The 15517-nt window shown below is 64.6% G+C and carries 18 protein-coding genes; 12 read left to right on the forward strand and 6 right to left on the reverse strand.

Annotated features, from left to right (window positions below; translation table 11 throughout):
- The first annotated feature begins 36 nt into the window (after nucleotides 1–36).
- The 5 genes from X268_RS03025 (at nucleotide 37) to X268_RS03045 (ending at nucleotide 3919) form a co-directional block, all read left to right on the forward strand.
- Nucleotides 37–279 carry a DUF4170 domain-containing protein gene (locus X268_RS03025; protein ID WP_018648410.1) on the forward strand — a complete coding sequence of 81 codons (243 nt, stop codon included), beginning with the start codon at nucleotides 37–39 and terminating at the stop codon, nucleotides 277–279.
- Nucleotides 276–989 (forward strand): lysophospholipid acyltransferase family protein, encoded by a 714-nt coding sequence (locus tag X268_RS03030; RefSeq protein ID WP_128923555.1) that lies wholly within the window; start codon nucleotides 276–278, stop codon nucleotides 987–989. Before X268_RS03025 ends, X268_RS03030 begins: the two co-directional genes overlap by 4 nt.
- Nucleotides 952–2298: a 3-deoxy-D-manno-octulosonic acid transferase gene (locus tag X268_RS03035; protein WP_128923556.1), complete on the forward strand. Its 1347-nt coding sequence runs from the start codon at nucleotides 952–954 to the stop codon at nucleotides 2296–2298. The genes X268_RS03030 and X268_RS03035 overlap by 38 nt, the downstream gene beginning before the upstream one ends.
- A complete protein-coding gene (gene lpxK / locus X268_RS03040) occupies nucleotides 2291–3307 on the forward strand; it encodes a tetraacyldisaccharide 4'-kinase (protein WP_128923557.1) in 1017 nt (338 codons plus the stop codon). Before X268_RS03035 ends, lpxK begins: the two co-directional genes overlap by 8 nt.
- Nucleotides 3308–3583: 276 nt before the next feature.
- Nucleotides 3584–3919 (forward strand): GYD domain-containing protein, encoded by a 336-nt coding sequence (locus X268_RS03045; RefSeq protein WP_128923558.1) that lies wholly within the window; start codon nucleotides 3584–3586, stop codon nucleotides 3917–3919.
- Nucleotides 3920–4773: 854 nt separating this feature from the next.
- On the opposite strand, the gene X268_RS03055 is transcribed toward X268_RS03045, so the two are convergent.
- Genes X268_RS03055 through X268_RS03065 form a run of 3 tightly spaced genes read right to left on the reverse strand, consistent with a single transcriptional unit; the run spans nucleotide 4774 to nucleotide 6985 of the window.
- Nucleotides 4774–5151 carry a TadE/TadG family type IV pilus assembly protein gene (locus X268_RS03055; protein ID WP_245477762.1) on the reverse strand — a complete coding sequence of 126 codons (378 nt, stop codon included), beginning with the start codon at nucleotides 5149–5151 and terminating at the stop codon, nucleotides 4774–4776.
- The gene (locus X268_RS03060; RefSeq protein ID WP_128923560.1) at nucleotides 5148–5612 is read right to left on the reverse strand and encodes a TadE/TadG family type IV pilus assembly protein; all 465 of its coding nucleotides are present in this window, start codon (nucleotides 5610–5612) and stop codon (nucleotides 5148–5150) included. Before X268_RS03060 ends, X268_RS03055 begins: the two co-directional genes overlap by 4 nt.
- A 50-nt stretch (nucleotides 5613–5662) precedes the next feature.
- Nucleotides 5663–6985, reverse strand: coding sequence for a pilus assembly protein TadG-related protein (locus tag X268_RS03065; RefSeq protein ID WP_128923561.1), 1323 nt, complete (start codon nucleotides 6983–6985; stop codon nucleotides 5663–5665).
- Nucleotides 6986–7146: 161 nt separating this feature from the next.
- On the opposite strand from X268_RS03065, the gene X268_RS03070 reads away from it, so the two are divergent.
- Complete coding sequence (locus X268_RS03070) at nucleotides 7147–7449, forward strand: hypothetical protein (RefSeq protein WP_128923562.1); 303 nt, start codon at nucleotides 7147–7149, stop codon at nucleotides 7447–7449.
- Nucleotides 7450–7567: 118 nt separating this feature from the next.
- Here X268_RS03070 and X268_RS03075 read toward each other — a convergent pair whose 3' ends face one another.
- Complete coding sequence (locus tag X268_RS03075) at nucleotides 7568–7792, reverse strand: DUF2093 domain-containing protein (RefSeq protein ID WP_035716452.1); 225 nt, start codon at nucleotides 7790–7792, stop codon at nucleotides 7568–7570.
- Between the two features lie 176 nt (nucleotides 7793–7968).
- Here X268_RS03075 and X268_RS03080 point away from each other — a divergent pair, with 176 nt between their 5' ends.
- Nucleotides 7969–8793, forward strand: coding sequence for a dienelactone hydrolase family protein (locus X268_RS03080; protein WP_164937498.1), 825 nt, complete (start codon nucleotides 7969–7971; stop codon nucleotides 8791–8793).
- An 85-nt stretch (nucleotides 8794–8878) separates the two neighbouring features.
- The gene (locus X268_RS03085; RefSeq protein WP_164937499.1) at nucleotides 8879–9025 is read left to right on the forward strand and encodes a hypothetical protein; all 147 of its coding nucleotides are present in this window, start codon (nucleotides 8879–8881) and stop codon (nucleotides 9023–9025) included.
- 191 nt (nucleotides 9026–9216) lie between these two features.
- Here X268_RS03085 and xseA read toward each other — a convergent pair whose 3' ends face one another.
- Nucleotides 9217–10839, reverse strand: coding sequence for an exodeoxyribonuclease VII large subunit (xseA, locus tag X268_RS03090; RefSeq protein ID WP_128923565.1), 1623 nt, complete (start codon nucleotides 10837–10839; stop codon nucleotides 9217–9219).
- A 172-nt stretch (nucleotides 10840–11011) separates the two neighbouring features.
- Between xseA and X268_RS03095 the strand changes: the two genes are divergently transcribed.
- The 4 genes from X268_RS03095 to X268_RS03110 all read left to right on the forward strand — a co-directional run bounded on the left by X268_RS03095 (nucleotide 11012) and on the right by X268_RS03110 (nucleotide 14453).
- Nucleotides 11012–11815: an acetoacetate decarboxylase family protein gene (locus tag X268_RS03095; RefSeq protein ID WP_208764418.1), complete on the forward strand. Its 804-nt coding sequence runs from the start codon at nucleotides 11012–11014 to the stop codon at nucleotides 11813–11815.
- A gap of 150 nt (nucleotides 11816–11965) precedes the next feature.
- Nucleotides 11966–13141 (forward strand): ABC transporter substrate-binding protein, encoded by a 1176-nt coding sequence (locus X268_RS03100; protein ID WP_128929131.1) that lies wholly within the window; start codon nucleotides 11966–11968, stop codon nucleotides 13139–13141.
- Nucleotides 13138–13896: an SDR family NAD(P)-dependent oxidoreductase gene (locus tag X268_RS03105; RefSeq protein WP_128923566.1), complete on the forward strand. Its 759-nt coding sequence runs from the start codon at nucleotides 13138–13140 to the stop codon at nucleotides 13894–13896. The genes X268_RS03100 and X268_RS03105 overlap by 4 nt, the downstream gene beginning before the upstream one ends.
- A gap of 368 nt (nucleotides 13897–14264) precedes the next feature.
- Nucleotides 14265–14453 carry a hypothetical protein gene (locus tag X268_RS03110; RefSeq protein ID WP_128923567.1) on the forward strand — a complete coding sequence of 63 codons (189 nt, stop codon included), beginning with the start codon at nucleotides 14265–14267 and terminating at the stop codon, nucleotides 14451–14453.
- A 272-nt stretch (nucleotides 14454–14725) separates the two neighbouring features.
- Here the strand turns inward: X268_RS03110 and X268_RS03115 are convergent, their stop codons facing one another.
- Nucleotides 14726–15493: an IclR family transcriptional regulator gene (locus tag X268_RS03115; RefSeq protein ID WP_128923568.1), complete on the reverse strand. Its 768-nt coding sequence runs from the start codon at nucleotides 15491–15493 to the stop codon at nucleotides 14726–14728.
- Nucleotides 15494–15517: the final 24 nt, after the last annotated feature.

Genomic DNA, 15517 nt, shown 5'->3' on the forward strand with positions numbered 1-15517 from the left:
ACTGCTTTGCCGGGCAGCCCGTTAGGAACAGAACTCATGCCAGATAGTGCCCCGCAACAACTGCTTCACCTCGTCATCGGCGGCGAGCTCGTCGATCTCGAGCACAACACCTTCAAGAACCTCGACGACGTCGAGATCGTCGGCCTCTATCCGAATTATGCGACCGCTCACGCCGCCTGGCGGGCCAAGGCGCAGAGCACGGTCGACAACGCGCAGATGCGCTATTTCATCGTCCATCTCCACCGGCTGCTCGACCCGAATCAAGAACCGGCGCGTTGAAGAAACTGCTTCGCAATACGCTGCGAAGCAGCTGGTTTCAGCGTGCCGTCGGGGTTCTGGCGGCCGAATATCTGCGTCTGGTCCGGCGGACCAACAAGTTCACGTTCGATCCGCCAGACGTCTATGACATCGTCGAGCCGCAGATCCCGGCGATCTTCGCCTTCTGGCACGGCCAGCATTTCCTCACCCCCTTCATCAAGAACAAGGACTCTTATCGGGCCAAGGTCCTGATCTCCCGCCACCGCGACGGCGAGTTCAACGCCATCGCGGTGGAGCGGCTCGGCATCGGCCTGATCCGCGGTTCCGGCGATCACGGCGGTGCGTTCCACCGCAAGGGCGGGGTCGGCGCGTTCAAGGAAATGGTGCGGACGCTGCAGGACGGTTGTAATGTCGCGCTGACCGCCGATGTCCCCAAGCGCGCGCGCGTGGCCGGGCTCGGCATCATCATGCTGGCACGGGAATCGGGGCGGCCGATCATGCCTTTCGCGATGGCGACCAGCCGCTTCATCCGGCTGAAGAACTGGGACCGCACCACCATCAATTTGCCCTTCGGGCGGGGCGCATTGGTCGGCATCAAGGAAATCCACGTTCCGCCGGATGCCGACGCCGACACGATGGAAGCGCTGCGGCTGGAGCTGGAACAGACCTTGAACGAGGCGACCCGCCGCGCCTATGCGCAACTTGGCCGTCCGGGACCCCAAGATGCCTAAATCGCTGCCCATCGCGTTGCCGATCACGCTGCGGATGTACCGGCGCCTTGCCTCCGGCCTGGTGCCGCTTGCGCCCGCGCTGATCAAGCGGCGGCTCAGGCAGGGCAAGGAAGACCCCGCGCGCGTCGGTGAGCGGCGCGGCCTGTCCCGCGACGTGCGGCCGCACGGCCCGCTGGTCTGGATCCACGGCGCCAGCGTCGGCGAGGTGCTGGCCGCAGCGGCGCTGATCGAGCGCCTGCGCGATCTCAATCTGCGCATCCTGCTCACCTCGGGCACCGTCACCTCGGCCGCTGTGGTCGCGAAGCGCTTCCCGCCCGACGTCATCCATCAATACGTGCCGTATGATTCGCCGCGCTATGTCGCGCGCTTCCTCGACCATTGGAAGCCGTCGCTGGCGCTGTTCATCGAATCCGATCTGTGGCCGAATCTGATCCTCGCCGGCGCATCGCGCCGGGTGCCGATGGTGCTGATCAACGGGCGGATGTCGCCGCGCTCGTTCCCGCGTTGGCGGCGCATGCACGGGACCATCTCGGCGCTGCTGTCGCGGTTCGACATTTGCCTGGCGCAATCGAAGACCGATGCCGAACGCTTCTCTGCGCTCGGCGGCCGCGACGTGGTCACGACGGGCAATCTCAAGCTCGACGTGCCGGCGCCGCCGGCCGATTCCGCCAAGCTCGAGCGACTGATCGCGATGACGCGCGGGCGGCCGGTCATCGTCGCGGCCTCGACCCATCCCGGCGAGGACGAGATGCTGGTCGCCGCGCATCGCAGCCTCGTCGGTTTCTTCCCGCAGCTCCTCACCGTGATCGTGCCGCGGCATCCCGATCGCGGCTCTTCGATAGCGGGCTTGATCACCGCCTCTGGCCTGACGCCGGCGTTGCGCTCGCGCGAGGAACTGCCGACCGCGACGACCGATATCTATGTCGCCGACACCATGGGCGAGCTCGGCCTGTTCTATCGCCTCTCGCCGATCGTATTCATGGGCGGATCGCTGATCCACCATGGCGGGCAGAATCCGATCGAGGCGGTCAAGCTGGGCGCTGCGATCGTCCATGGTCCGCACGTCTTCAACTTCGCCGATGTCTATGAGGCGCTCGACGGCAGCGGCGGGGCGCGCCAGGCCGACACGCAGGAGGCGCTGGTCAAGCAGCTCGGCCAATTGCTGGCCGACCCCGTCATGCGCGACAAGATGCAGCGTGCCGGCGCGGGCGTGGTGGAGCAGCTCGGCGGCGCGCTCAATCGCACCATGACCGCGCTCGAGCCTTATCTGTTGCAGCTGCGGATCGAAATGGGAGCCGCCAATGCGTGAGCCGGCCTTCTGGTACCGGCCACGTTCCCCCCAGTCCTACGCGTTATGGCCGCTCGCAGCGCTCTACGGCGCAATCACCGGGCGGCGCATGCTGCGCAAGGGTGTTGACGCCGGCATTCCCGTGATCTGCGTCGGCAATTACCATGTCGGCGGCGCCGGCAAGACGCCGACCGTGCTGGCGCTGACCAAGCTTTTGCGCGAGCTCGGCGAGACGCCGGTGGTGCTCAGCCGCGGCTATGGCGGGCGCCTGGAAGGCCCTGTCATGGTCGATCGCGAACGTCACACCGCCTCGGACGTCGGCGACGAGCCGCTGATGATGGCGCGCGATGTCCCCGTCGCGGTCGCACGCGATCGCCTCGGCGGCGTCGCGCTGGCGAAGTCGCAAGGCGCCACCGTGATTCTGATGGACGACGGCTTCCAGAACCCGCGCCTGGTCAAGGATGCTTCTCTGATCGTGATCGACAGCGAGCGCGGCCTCGGCAACGGCGAGGTGTTTCCCGCCGGCCCCTTGCGCGCGCCGCTGCAGGTCCAGCTCGCGCGCACCGACGCGCTGGTGCTGATCGGCGATGGCCGCGCGGCCAACGATGTCGCGGCAGAGCTTGCCAAGCGCAACAGACCAGCGCTGCGCGCGCGCCTGAAGCCCGATGCGAACACGGTCGCGCAGCTCCTCGGCAAGCGAGTCCTCGCCTTCGCCGGCATCGGCGATCCCGGCCGCTTCTTCCGCACTCTTCGCGCCAGCGGCATCGACGTCGCGCGCACGCGGCCCTTCGCCGACCACCACATGTTCTCGACCGAGGAGATCGCCACCCTCGCAGCGGACGCCCAGCGCGAGCAACTGACGCTGGTAACGACGGAAAAGGACCTCGCACGCCTGCGCGGCAGCAAGGGCGTGCCTGGCGACATCGTGCCGTTCGCCGTCCAGCTTGAGTTCGATGAGCCGGCAAAGCTGCGGCAATTGATCAGCGACCATCTCTACGAGGCACGCGAGCGCAGGTTCTCTAGGCGTTGATCTCGTCGTGTGGGCACGCTCGCGCTTATGCCCATTCTGATGCATTCCTGCCAACGTCAGAATCACGTCTGCTGGCGAATCCACTTCCGCGCCTTCGCGAGTTGATGTAGCCTGGCATGAGAGCCGTCACCGGGACGTGCCGAACTCCCGGCAATTATCGACGGCGTTGATGCCCACGGCGGGCAATGAATCTTCATCATGTCAATGTAGCGGCCGTAACGATCAGATCGGAACGGCGCGGAGAGTTATTGCCAACAATTCAGAGGAGAGCATGCCATGCATTTTTGCCTCACCGGACAATATACGCCACGCGCTCTCAATGCCATTTTGGAGAATCCCACGACCGATCGCCAGGAGGCCGCCCGAAAACTCGTCGAAGCGGCCGGCGGAAAACTGGTCTCGATGTACAGCGTCGCGACCGACGGCCCAGGCGTTCTGGTGATTTTCGATGTGCCTGATCCCAGTGCGGCTCCGGCCATTTCAGGCCTGACCGTCACGGCGGGCACGCTGCAGAACGTGAAGCTGGTTCGGTTGTTCACGCAGGACGAGATCAAGCAGGTTCGCCAGAACGCGGCGAAGCTGCGTTCCTCGTATTCGCCGCCCGGAAGCTGACATCCGGATTCAAAGCGCAGCCGCCGCAGTCGGACGACGCGGCGGCTGCTCTCATGTCAAAATCAGAACCATGTCTGCAACGCGGCGAGGGGGCACGCTCACCACGCCCCGACGGCCATCATTCCGATGATGGTGAGGCATGAGACGCAGGCCACCATCACAGTATAACATTCCGGCGTATTCATCGGCGGCTCCCAAACTGTTGCGAAACGCTTGGTCACTGCGACCTGTGGGGACGTTAGCGGCCTTGCTGCCGCTTCAATTCCGCGAGTCGCGACCGGGATCTCCGTGGACGTCGGTTCTCTCATCGTCACCCTGATCGACTGAGTGATGATGCGCTTCGCGCGCTTCCAAGCGTTTAGTTGCGGTCAGAAGCTGCTTCCGCATTTCAGCGAGACGGGCGCGGCAATATTCACGATAGAGTCGGTCCAGTATGGCGGGCATGATCACCCCCATCGTTGACTTTCGATTTACAGATGTCCCACCGCGAACTTCCGAGGTGATCGTAGCCCGCCAGACGGCTCTTCGATATGAGCCCGTTCACACACTGCGCCAATTCCAGAGCTCGACAACTGTGCTTGCTTGATTGACGGCGCGACAAAAAAGGGGCGAGGCCAAGTTACCTAACACGCAGCTTAGCAGCCTTGTGTTTCACCAGGACTTCGTCGAACAACTTAAGGGCGCCGAACCGCGGCGCAGAATCCAACCACAACGCGAAACGACTCACCAGAGGCTGCAGGCAAGCTTCAATGCAAGCAGAGCAGCGCGACAGAGATCATCTTGCTGGGAATCGGCCAAGTGCGTCCGCGCGCATGTACTTCATTATGAAGGTGGCCGAGCGGCGCATCGTGAACTCAACTCGGGAAACATGCCCGGGCGGTCAGTGTCATCGGGGACAGATTGAGGATGTGCGGAAACTCGAATGAATAACTCGCGCTGACCTGGTTGCCGCATGCCGCCGTGGCAAAGGTGAATGTCCCCGCAGGCAGAGTGAGGCCGAAGGCCTGCTGGGCAGCGTAGCTCGCTACCGTGTTGCTATTTGAACAGAGCGTGGTGTTGACCGTTGCGCAGCGCGCCGCCATTTCGCTCCCATGCTGGATTCCCAGCTGCGTCCAAAACAGCAGCCCGCATTCGATGATCCCAAATACGAAGAGCAGGAACGCGGGAGCGGTCAGCGCAAATTCCAACGCCGAGGCGCCCCGCTCGTCTTGCCGCAACGCTGCGAGCTTCACTGCAGCCTCGCAGTGGACTGCGCGGTGTATGTGTAAGTGGCCGCCACGATCTGATAGTCGATCAGCGTATAGTATGTCGCCTGCGCCGAAACCTTCGTATATGTCCCAGCCTGCGTGCCGCCGGTACAAACCGTCCCGCACGTGACGGTGCTAACTCCGGTAGTCGTCGGGCACCCGCAAAATTGCACGGGCGGGGGCGAAGCCGTGATGCCCGTGGCGCTGGTGGCGCTTGCTACCGCGTTCGAGATGCCGGTCGGGTCGAAGCCGCGCGCAATGGCGTATTGCGCCCCAGCTTGAGCGGCATTTTCGACTTGCATCTTGCGATAGAGTGCGAGCCCGACGTCTGTGACCGAAACGACCATCAACGACAGCAGCGGGATCAGGATGCCGAATTCGGCGGCCGCGACGCCCCGTTCGTCGCGGGCAGCGGCGCGTACATGCCGCGCCAGAGAGCCGAGCATTCGACGGCAATGCTTCGATGAAAAGCTCTGGACTTGCATCGCTCCAAACCTCATTCGATGAGCTGCGCGGTTTGCGAACCTATGGTCGCGGTGCCGAGCGCGGTGCAGTTGACTTGAAGGTTCGACGTGCCGGTGAAAGTCAGCGTATCCGCGACGATCTTGGTGCAGGACGTGCTCGTGCCGTTGCCACCGCTGAAGCTGAGGTTGGCCTTTGGCAGGTAGATGGCGCCGCCAAAATTCTGTGTGCTGCCACCGGTGAGGTTGAAAGCCGTCCCGGCCGGCATGTTGCGGTCGCCGTACATGACGATGCCCTTGGTGGGGCCGCTGGTCGGTGCCGTCAGGTCGATGGTCGCATTGGAGCCGATTGAAGCGGTACCCCAGTCGCTTCCAGAACCCGTAAACACCAGGGTGACACCGCTGCCGGTGATGGTGGCATTTCCGGCGACGCTCAAGTTGGCCCCATCCAGATAGTAGATGCCTGGATTCAGGTTCAGGACTGCGCCGGCATTGACCGTGATGCTGCCCGTGTAGCAGCCGGGGTCCAGCGAGTTGGTTTTTCCATTGGCGTTGACCGTGATCTTGGCATTGGTGCAACTCGGCCTCGCCGGCGGAGAGACGTTGGCGAAGGGATCGGCGACAGGCGCGATGTGCGTCCTGACTCCGTTGCTCGCCGTGATGCTGCTGGCGCCGGAAACGTCGCCGACCACTCCGACCTGATTTGCAGCGACCGAGGCGCTGCCGGCCACGTTGAGTGAGGGGCTGGCATTTGAGTTGCTGTACAGGTTGCACTTGATCAGGTTGAGCTGGTTGCCGCCGCTGACGTTGACGGCGGGACTTGCGCTTGAGTTGAGCGCAAGCACGCAGCCTGTGCCGGAATTCGGCAGGGCGACCGAGCGAGCGGAAATGAGTACACGATCCGAGCCGAACAAGGCTGACAGCAGCCGCTGCTGCGGCTGACTCACGATGACTTCGATGGCCTGCAAGTTCGATGTGTGATTGCCGGTCTTCGGTGGCTGGTTCACCGTGACCGTCACGTTGTTCAATCCGCTGGGATAGCCGTAGCTTGCCGTCACCGCTTTGGCTTCGGACGATGGGTCCGTCCCTGCGCTCGCCGCGGTCGCGGCGCTGACCGCGCCGGAATCTGCCGCGCTCTGCATGTTCTTGTGTTTATAGTACCACCAGCCCACTTCGGTTCCGAGGCCTGCGGTGCCGACCAGGACCGGCATCAGCAGCGCCGAAATGATCACATAGCTTCCGGACTGGTCTCGAGCGAATCGTTCGAGCAGGCCGACCGCTCGTTCATGCCGACGAGCATCCCCCTCTGGGCACGATGTTGTCCCGAACCGACGGCTGTAAAATTTCGGGGAGCTCATGCGTGTTCCTGCCCGATTGCCACTTTTTCCCGTCCGGAAATGTGGTGCCGGGCGTCTTAAGTCAGCCCCAACGGGAGCGGGACAATTTTAAATATCCACTGACATTCAGCCGGCATTCATGGCCGCGCTCTTATCGGTACATCTCCGCCCAGGAGAGTTCGATGAAACTGCGGTCCGCGATCGTTGCCGCCGGCCTCTTATGTCTGCCGGTTTTGCCCGTCCTCGCTCAGCCCTCGCCTGCCGCTCCGACCGGCACCGTGCCGGTTCCCGCGACCAAGCGCGTGACGTGTCTTGCGACCACGGCCAGCTTGAACGGACAGGACAGGCGCGACCAGCTGCAGCTCTGCATGGCGCAGGCGCGGCTCGATTGCCTGAAGCAGGCGATCGATCAGAACATCGTCGGGGAAGAGCGGAAGAGTTTCGTCAAGACCTGCGTGGGCAGCGATGGTCCTGAACCGCAATAGCCGGACCATACCAAGCGTTCGATATCGTGGGGGCAAAGCAACGCGCGCCCACCGGGTTGGCCGCGATCGCAAGGAGATGGTGGGCACGGCGCGATGCGCCTTCGTCCACCTGACGCGATCACGACTGCTTCAGCGCGCCCGGAAAATGCCGTTGCAGCACGGCGGCGGGCGTGGCGTAGGCCTCCTGCAGATCGACGCTCCAGTATTTCAATTCGTCGAGCGGGATCCGCGTGTCGGTGATCGCGCAGCGCACGAAGGTTCCCGGCGAGATCACGCGGAAATCGCCGTCGAGATATTGCACCTGCGCTTCGCCATGGCCCGAGGGGCCGAACTTGTTCAGCACGGTCGAAAGTCTCCGTGGAAGGCCGCTCCGTGGACACTGCGGGAGGGCTCGTTGTGTTGGACGCGATGTAGCACAGATAGGGTGGCTTGTCCGCCCGGTAAACCCACCGGTTTGTGATGTTTTGCCGCCGTTTCCGCATGATAGTGCTGAGCCGAAGGATTCCGCGGCAGAGCCCGATGCGCCTTGCGTTAACCGCCCTGTTCCTGATGGTGTCGATGTCGGCCGCGCCCGCCGCGCCGGCGCCGCAGCCGGTCGAGATTCCGCTGGCGGCGGGCGTGCTCCATGCGCAGCTCTACAAGCCCGAGGGAGCAGGCCCGTTTCCGGCCGTGATCGCGCTGCATGGCTGCGGCGGGCTCAGTGGCCATTCTGACACCGTGCTGCCGCGCTATCGCGACTGGGCCGAGCGCCTGCTCAAGGCCGGTAACGCTGTGCTGCTGCCCGACAGCTACGGCTCGCGCGAGCTCGGGCCGCAATGCCGCGTCAAGGAGATGCACGTCAAGGCGCGGCGCGAACGCGTCACCGACATCGCGGCCTCACGGGCCTGGCTGATGAAGCAGAGCTGGGTGGCGCACGACCGCGTCAGCCTGGTGGGCTGGGCCAATGGCGCCAGCGCGCTGCTCTGGGCCGTGCGTCCGCAGAGTGCCGCGCGGGATTTGGCTCCGGATTTCCGCGCCGCCGTCGCGTTCTATCCCGATTGCCGGATTTCCGCCGGCCTCGGCTGGAGCACCCGGGTGCCGACCTTGGTGCTGATCGGCTCCGATGACGACGTCTCGTCGCCGCCGGCCTGCCGCCAGATGGTCGAGGGCGCACACGGCCGCAGCGCGCTCGCGCGCATCGTGGTCTATCCCGGCGCCTATCACGATTTCGACCGCGCCAATACGCCGCTGCACGCCGCTGGCGGTAGCAACGATGCCGCCGCGCCCGAGCTTGGCCATCTCGGCACCGATGCCGACGCGCGCGCGGCCTCGCAGAAGGACGTGGCGGAATGGCTGGCGCGATAGCGGCGGTCCCGTAGCCCGGATGGAGCGCACCGCAATCCGTGACGGCGCCTTAGTTCGACCACGATGTCGATTAAACGCAATCCTCATGCGCAACCGCATCGTCCTCTTCTCCGCCCTGATCGTCTTCACCGTCGCGGTCTTCCTGTATGAAGCCCACGCCGGCGCTCCCTTGCACGCACCGGAACATTGCGGCTTCTGGACCACGATCGACGCGGGATTGTCCTGCCGGTAGGACACGCCTCTATTGATCCCCTCACCCTGAGGTGCTCGCTTCTTCGGCGAGCCTCGAAGGGCGACGGCGCAGCTGTATCTCGGCCGCTCATCCTTCGAGGCTCACCTTGCGATGCGCGGCATCGCAAGCCTCGCACCTCAGGATGACGGGCTGACACTCGGATTGCTGCGGTAGCAGAGGCGCGACCAGCCTCAGAACAGGCTGCCCTGATCCACCGGCTTGGCCACGCGCTTCGGCGCCGGCTTCGCGTCCTGTGCGGCTGGCTTCGGCTGGGCCGGTGCGCGCTTCGTCGCCGGCGCCGGGCGATCCGCATCCGTGGTTGCCGCAACGCGTCCATCCGCGAACTCGATCTCGATCCGCGCATTCGGCCCGACGCTGTCGGCCGCATGCACGGGATGCCCTGCTTCATCGCGCACCAGCGCGAAACCGCGCGCGAGCACGCCGCGATAGGACAGGGCCGAGAGCAGCTTGCCGCTGTTCTCGACGCGGGCGTCTAACCGCTGCAGCAGCGTTGCGAGCGCGCGGCCGGCGCGCTCGCTCAGGCGATGCGTGCGTTCACGCTGGCGGGCAATCGCGTTGCGCTGCGCCTGCGCGTTGGAGAGCTTTGAGGCGCGCAGCCGCACCTCGAGCCCGGCAAAGCGGTCACGCCGCTGCCGCAGCAGTGAGCGCGCGGAAAGACCAAGCCGCTCGCCGCACACGGTGAGCCGGTGATCGGCCTGTGCGATCTGGCCGTGCAGCACCCGCAGTGTCAGCTTCGCACTTGCCGCGGTGAACCTGCGGAAATGCGCGTGCGTGTTGGCCTTGAGGCAGCGGGGCAGGGACGCGCCCGCCGAATCCAGCCGCTGCCTGGGAATGGCGAGCAGATCGCCGGCCGCCGGCAGTGCGCGCGCGGCGGCGCGCAGCTCGCTGCGGCGGCTCTCCTGGGCGCGTTGCCAATAGGCGCGGGTGCGCCGGCCGAGATCGGCGACCTCGACGAACAATTCGCTGCGCACCGGCACCGCCATCTCGGCTGCGGCCGTCGGCGTCGGCGCGCGCTTGTCCGCGACGAAATCGATCAGCGTGATGTCGGTCTCGTGCCCCACCGCCGAGATCAGCGGGATCATGCTCTCGGCTGCGGCGCGGACCACGATCTCCTCGTTGAAGGACCAGAGATCCTCCAGCGAGCCGCCGCCGCGCGCGACGATCAGAACATCAGGCCGCGGGATCTTGCCGCCTTCCGGCAGCGCATTGAAGCCGCGGATCGCGGCCGCGACCTGCTCGGCCGAGCCGTCGCCCTGCACCTTGACCGGCCACACCAGCACGCGGCGGGGAAAGCGGTCCTCCAGCCGGTGCAGAATGTCGCGGATCACGGCGCCGGTCGGCGAGGTCACCACGCCGATCACCTCCGGCAGCCAGGGCAGCAGCTGCTTGCGCGCCTCGTCGAACAGGCCTTCGGCAGCGAGCTTCTTCTTGCGCTCCTCCATCAGCGCCATCAGCGCGCCGATGCCGGCCGGCTCCAGCGCCTCGATCACGATCTGGTACTTCGAGGAGCCCGGATAGGTCGTGAGCTTGCCGGTGGCGATCACCTCGAGCCCTTCCTGTGGCTTGAAGCGCATCCGGCCGTGCACGCCCTTCCAGATCACCGCCTCGATCTTGGCGCTCTCGTCCTTGAGCGCGAAATAGCAATGGCCGGAGGAGTGCGGCCCGCGAAAGCCGGAGATCTCACCCCGGACCCGGACATGGCCGAAAGCGTCCTCGACCGTCCGTTTCAGGGACAGCGAGAGCTCGGACACGGTGAATTCGGGGGCGTTGAGCAGTTGTTCCGCAGGCGGCATCTAGCAAACGATTCGGCATGTTGGGGTCAGACCCACGTTTAAGGATTTTCGCGGCGCGGCGCCAATCGATTCGGTGGCCCGAGGGAACCGCGCTGGGGAGGCGGCTTGACTCAACTATGATTTCATATATGAAATCTTGAAATCATATATGAATTAGGAGGAAGAGGCCCCGATGCCTGTGGTGACCGATCCCGACGACCCGCGCGGACGCATGTTCGGGCCGTACCAGCTCAAGCCGAATAGTGGGGTCAATCCGCCCTATTCGCCGGCTTATCCGGTGGAGTGGGGCTGCACCTTGCGGACCGTCGAGATCATGACCTGTGTCGCGCCCGGCAAGGTCGCGGCACTGCTCGCTGAGACGCCGTTCGAAATCGCCAGCGACCGCGTCGCCTTCCGCTTCATGCGTTCGCCTGGCCATTCCCTCGCCGTGCACGCGGGCGAGATGTTCGATCTGATGATCTCGGTGCCCGTGCGCTACAAGGGGCTGTTCACCGAGACGCATATCTTCATGTATTGCAGCGATCCCATGGGGATCTGTGCCGGGCGCGAGGTGTTCGGCTACACCAAGAAGGATGCGCATTACGCCTTCGACGAGCACCCGGACGGCTCGATCACCGGATGGGTCCGGCGCCGCGGAATTCCACTGGCCGATTTCGCCTTTACGCCGGATGCGTCCGCACCGGTGGTCCGCATCGTCGATGGCGGCGAGTTGCCGGCCGGCGAGATCCATGTGCGCCGTTTGCCGCATCCTGAGCGGCTCGGCACGGCCTATGCGGACATCGCCTATCGCCGCACGCCGTTGAAATACTCCAAGCCGGTCCCGGGCCGTGCCGCGATGACGCTGCACGCCAGCGCGTACGATCCGATTGCCGAGCTCGAGCCGGAAATTCTCGGCGCGCATTTCATGGTGTCGGACGTCTATGGCGGCGGATTCGAGGTCGAGGACCGCAGGCTCATCGAGCGCCTCACGCCCTGAGCGACAAGATCAGCCTGCGTGCCATGTACATGCGGGCGGCAAACATTGGGAAGAAACACGCACAAGGCAAAGGAGGGTCTGCATATGGCAGGACGAGTTCGGGTGAGCCGCCGCGGGCTGCTGGCGGGCGCCGGCGGATTGGCGCTGGGCATGATAGGGGTCGGTGCGCGGGCGCAAGACGTAAGGCCGCTCCGCATCGGCGTGCTGACGGACATGTCCAGCCTCTATGCCGATGTGACCGGACCGGGCTCGCTCCTGGCTGCAAGAATGGCGGTCGAGGATTTCCAGGCATCAAGCCCCAAAATGACCCGGCCGATCGAGATCATCAGCGGCGACCACATGAACAAGGCCGATCTCGGCGCCAACATCGCGCGCGAGTGGATCGATCGGCAAGGCGTCGATGTCATTGTCGATGCGCCAAATTCGGCCGTCGCCCTCGCGGTGCGCAACGTCGTCCAGCAGAACAACAAGACGCTGCTGGTCTCGGGTGCGTCCTCGTCGGATCTGACCGGCAAGTCCTGCTCGCCCAATCTCGTGCACTGGACCTACGACACCTACGCGCTCTCGTCGGGCGTCGCGCGCGCCGTCGTCGAGAGCGGCGGCAAGAGCTGGTTCCTGCTCACCGCCGACTACGCCTTCGGCCATGCCATGGAAGGCGACATCAAGACTGTCGTGCAGAAATTCGGCGGCAAGGTTCTCGGCGGCGTGCGCACGCCGATCAACACGCAGGACTTCTCCTCCTTCCTTTTGCAGGCCCAGTCCTCGAAGGCGGAAATCATCGCGCTGATCAATGCCGGCGGCGACACCATCAATTCCATCAAGCAGGCGGTCGAATTCGGCATTCCCCAGGGCGGCCAGCGCGTGGTGGCGACGGTGCTGTATCTCAGCGACGTCCATTCGCTCGGGCTGAAGATTGCGCAAGGCCTGCAGTTCACCGAATCCTTCTACTGGGATCTGAATGACGACACCCGCGCCTGGACCAAGCGCTTCGCCCCGCGCAACAACGGCCGCTATCCGACCGCGCTGCATGCGGGGGCCTATGCCACCACCCTGCATTATCTCAAGTCCGTCGACGCGCTCGGCGCCTCCAGCGACGGCAAGGCCGTCGTCGAGCAGATGAAGAAGCTGCCGACCGATGATCCCCTGTTCGGCAAGGGCAGCGTGCGCGCGGACGGTCGAAAGCTGCACAACATGTATCTGTTCGAGGTGAAAACCCCCGGAGCTTCCAAATATCCCTGGGACTATTACAAGCTGGTCAAGACCATCGCGCCGTCCGAGGCCTGGCGGCCTCTGGCGGATGGCGGTTGCGAATTCCTGAAGTCGTGAGCGGCACTGAGCGGCCGCCGGTCGCGCTCGTGACCGGCGGCGGTGGCGATATCGGACGCGCCATTGCGCTGAGGCTGGCGCGAATGAGCGCGGCGGTCGCGATCGTCGATCGCGACGAAACGGCTGCACAGGCCACTGCTCAACTGGTGGAGAAGGCCGGTGCGCGGGCGCTCGCCATCCGCGCCGATGTCTCGAGCGCCCGAGATACGGTCAGCTTCGTCGAGGCGACCGAGGCGCGCCTGGGGCCGATCGGCATCTTTGCCAACAATGCGGGCGTCGAGGGCGTCGTCGCCCCTCTGCATGAATACCCTGACGACACCTTCGATCAATTGCTGCAGGTGAACGTGAAGGGGGTTTTTCTCGGCCTCAAGCACGTCATCGCAAGAATGATGCGGCGTGGGACGGGCGCGATCATCAACACCGCGTCGACGTCTGCGATCCGGGGGCGCGCAGGGCTCGCCGGCTATGTCGCCTCGAAACATGCCGTGCTCGGGCTGACACGCACGGCGGCGCTCGATGTGGCCGGGACGAAGATCAGGGTCAACGCCGTTCTGCCCGGACCGGTCGAGTCGCGCATGATCCGGGAACTGGAAGGCCAGGCGCGTGACAGCGCCATTGCGTTGCGCCGAAACGTTGCGACCGCGCATGGGCGGCCGCAGGACGTTGCGAACGTCGTTGCTTTCCTCGCCTCTGACGAAGCTGCCCACGTGAATGGCGCGGCTTGGGTTGTGGATGGCGGGATGACGCTGGCGTAACGCGTGTGCGCATCGAGGCATGTCCGCCTCTGGAAGAACGAAGCGGAGTTCTCGTGATCGGCCAAGCATTACCGCTTGTCCCCCAAAAGCGGAAGCGGCTGCCAACCGTTGCTAATCTGAAAGGCGAACGACGAGGCTTTTGCAATGAGGTTCGCCAAAATCGCGAGCCCGAGGCAGACGTTCAAGCGCTGTTAGGCCCGCGCCGAAGCGTGCTTAGCGCATCGATGCCGGCTGTGCCGCGGCTCGACTAAGAGCGTCAACGGAATTGGGAACAATGCCGAGGCGACCTGATTGGAACGTGGATACGTCCAATCCGGGATAGACCAGCGAGCTTCCTGGGAGGCGTCTTTATCAGAGAGGAGCCACCAATGGATGACGAACGACAATCATCAAAGGCGAGGCAACAGGCCGCTGAAGGCTTGCGGGAAGCAACGTCCAAGGACGAAGCGAAGACCGAGAGCAAGATGGGGCACGATCTAGCCAAGGGGGCTGATCGTTTCGAAGAACGCTCGAAAAGCTCCGATGGGAAAAGCGCAAAGGAGAAACAAAAAGGGTGAATCAGAGGTCGTTCGCTGTGGCCATCCTTCGAGACGCCCGCCGATGGCGGGCCCTCAGGATGAGGATCGAGTGTGTCGCGCCAGTTTCAACGAGCACCGATGCTGCTTAGCCTCACCCTGAGGGACCGCGAAGCGGTCGTCTCGAAGGGCGAGGCGCGTGCCCAGGTCTTCACAAAACAAGTCTTCACAAAAGCCATATGCGGTTGCCCTGCTCCCAAGCGGGCGAGGGAGCGCACCTGCATTGTAGCAATCAGACCCGATCTCATCACGGTTTACGAAATGCCGCCGATCTTCTCGGAGACGGTCCTCGCCGCGTTGCGCAGCTCGGCGGCGATGGCGCTGGCTTCCGCGGCGGGGGTTTGATCCTGCCGCACCAGCGGGACGGTCATCGCGGCCACGGCGCGACCGGAGACTTCGATGATCGGGCAGCTATAGGCAAGGATGCGCGTATAGCCGTCGTCATTGGAGAAGTTTCCGCCCTCCGAGGAAATGCGGTCGAGCGCCGCAAGCGCCTTTTTGGTGCTGATCCGATCGTTGGTCGCGATGACTTGCGCAAGCTCCTGGCGCCGGCCCTCGAGCTGAAAGGCCGCCAGAACCTTTGCGGAGGCGTATTGCTGGGTGAGCGGAAACACCGCGCCGACCTTGACCGACCAGCCCATCAGCCATTCCGGCTCGATCCGGGCGATCACCATGAACTGCTCGCCGTGCAGCACCGTGAGATGGCAGGACAATTGGACGCGGGAGGCGAGCTGCTCCATCACCGGCAGCGCCGCCTTCAGCAGCCGCTCGGTCGGCGGGAATTGCGAGGCGATCCGGAACAGTTTCAGCGTCAGGGTGTATTCGCCGGTTGCGGGGTCGCGTGCGACATAGCCACGGCGCTCCAGCGCCACCAGCATCCGGAAGATCTCGCTCACGGAGCGGCCGACGCGTTCGGCGAGCTGCTTCTGGCTCATGCCGCGCGCCGCGCCGGCCAGCGCCTCCAGGAGGTCCAGTCCCTTCTCCAGAGCGGGCGCGCCTGCTTGCGGCTTCTCAGGGTTCATCCATCAGGCCTATTGCGGTCCGCT

Origin of the sequence: Bradyrhizobium guangxiense (genome assembly GCF_004114915.1) — a bacterium.
Taxonomy (GTDB): domain Bacteria; phylum Pseudomonadota; class Alphaproteobacteria; order Rhizobiales; family Xanthobacteraceae; genus Bradyrhizobium; species Bradyrhizobium guangxiense.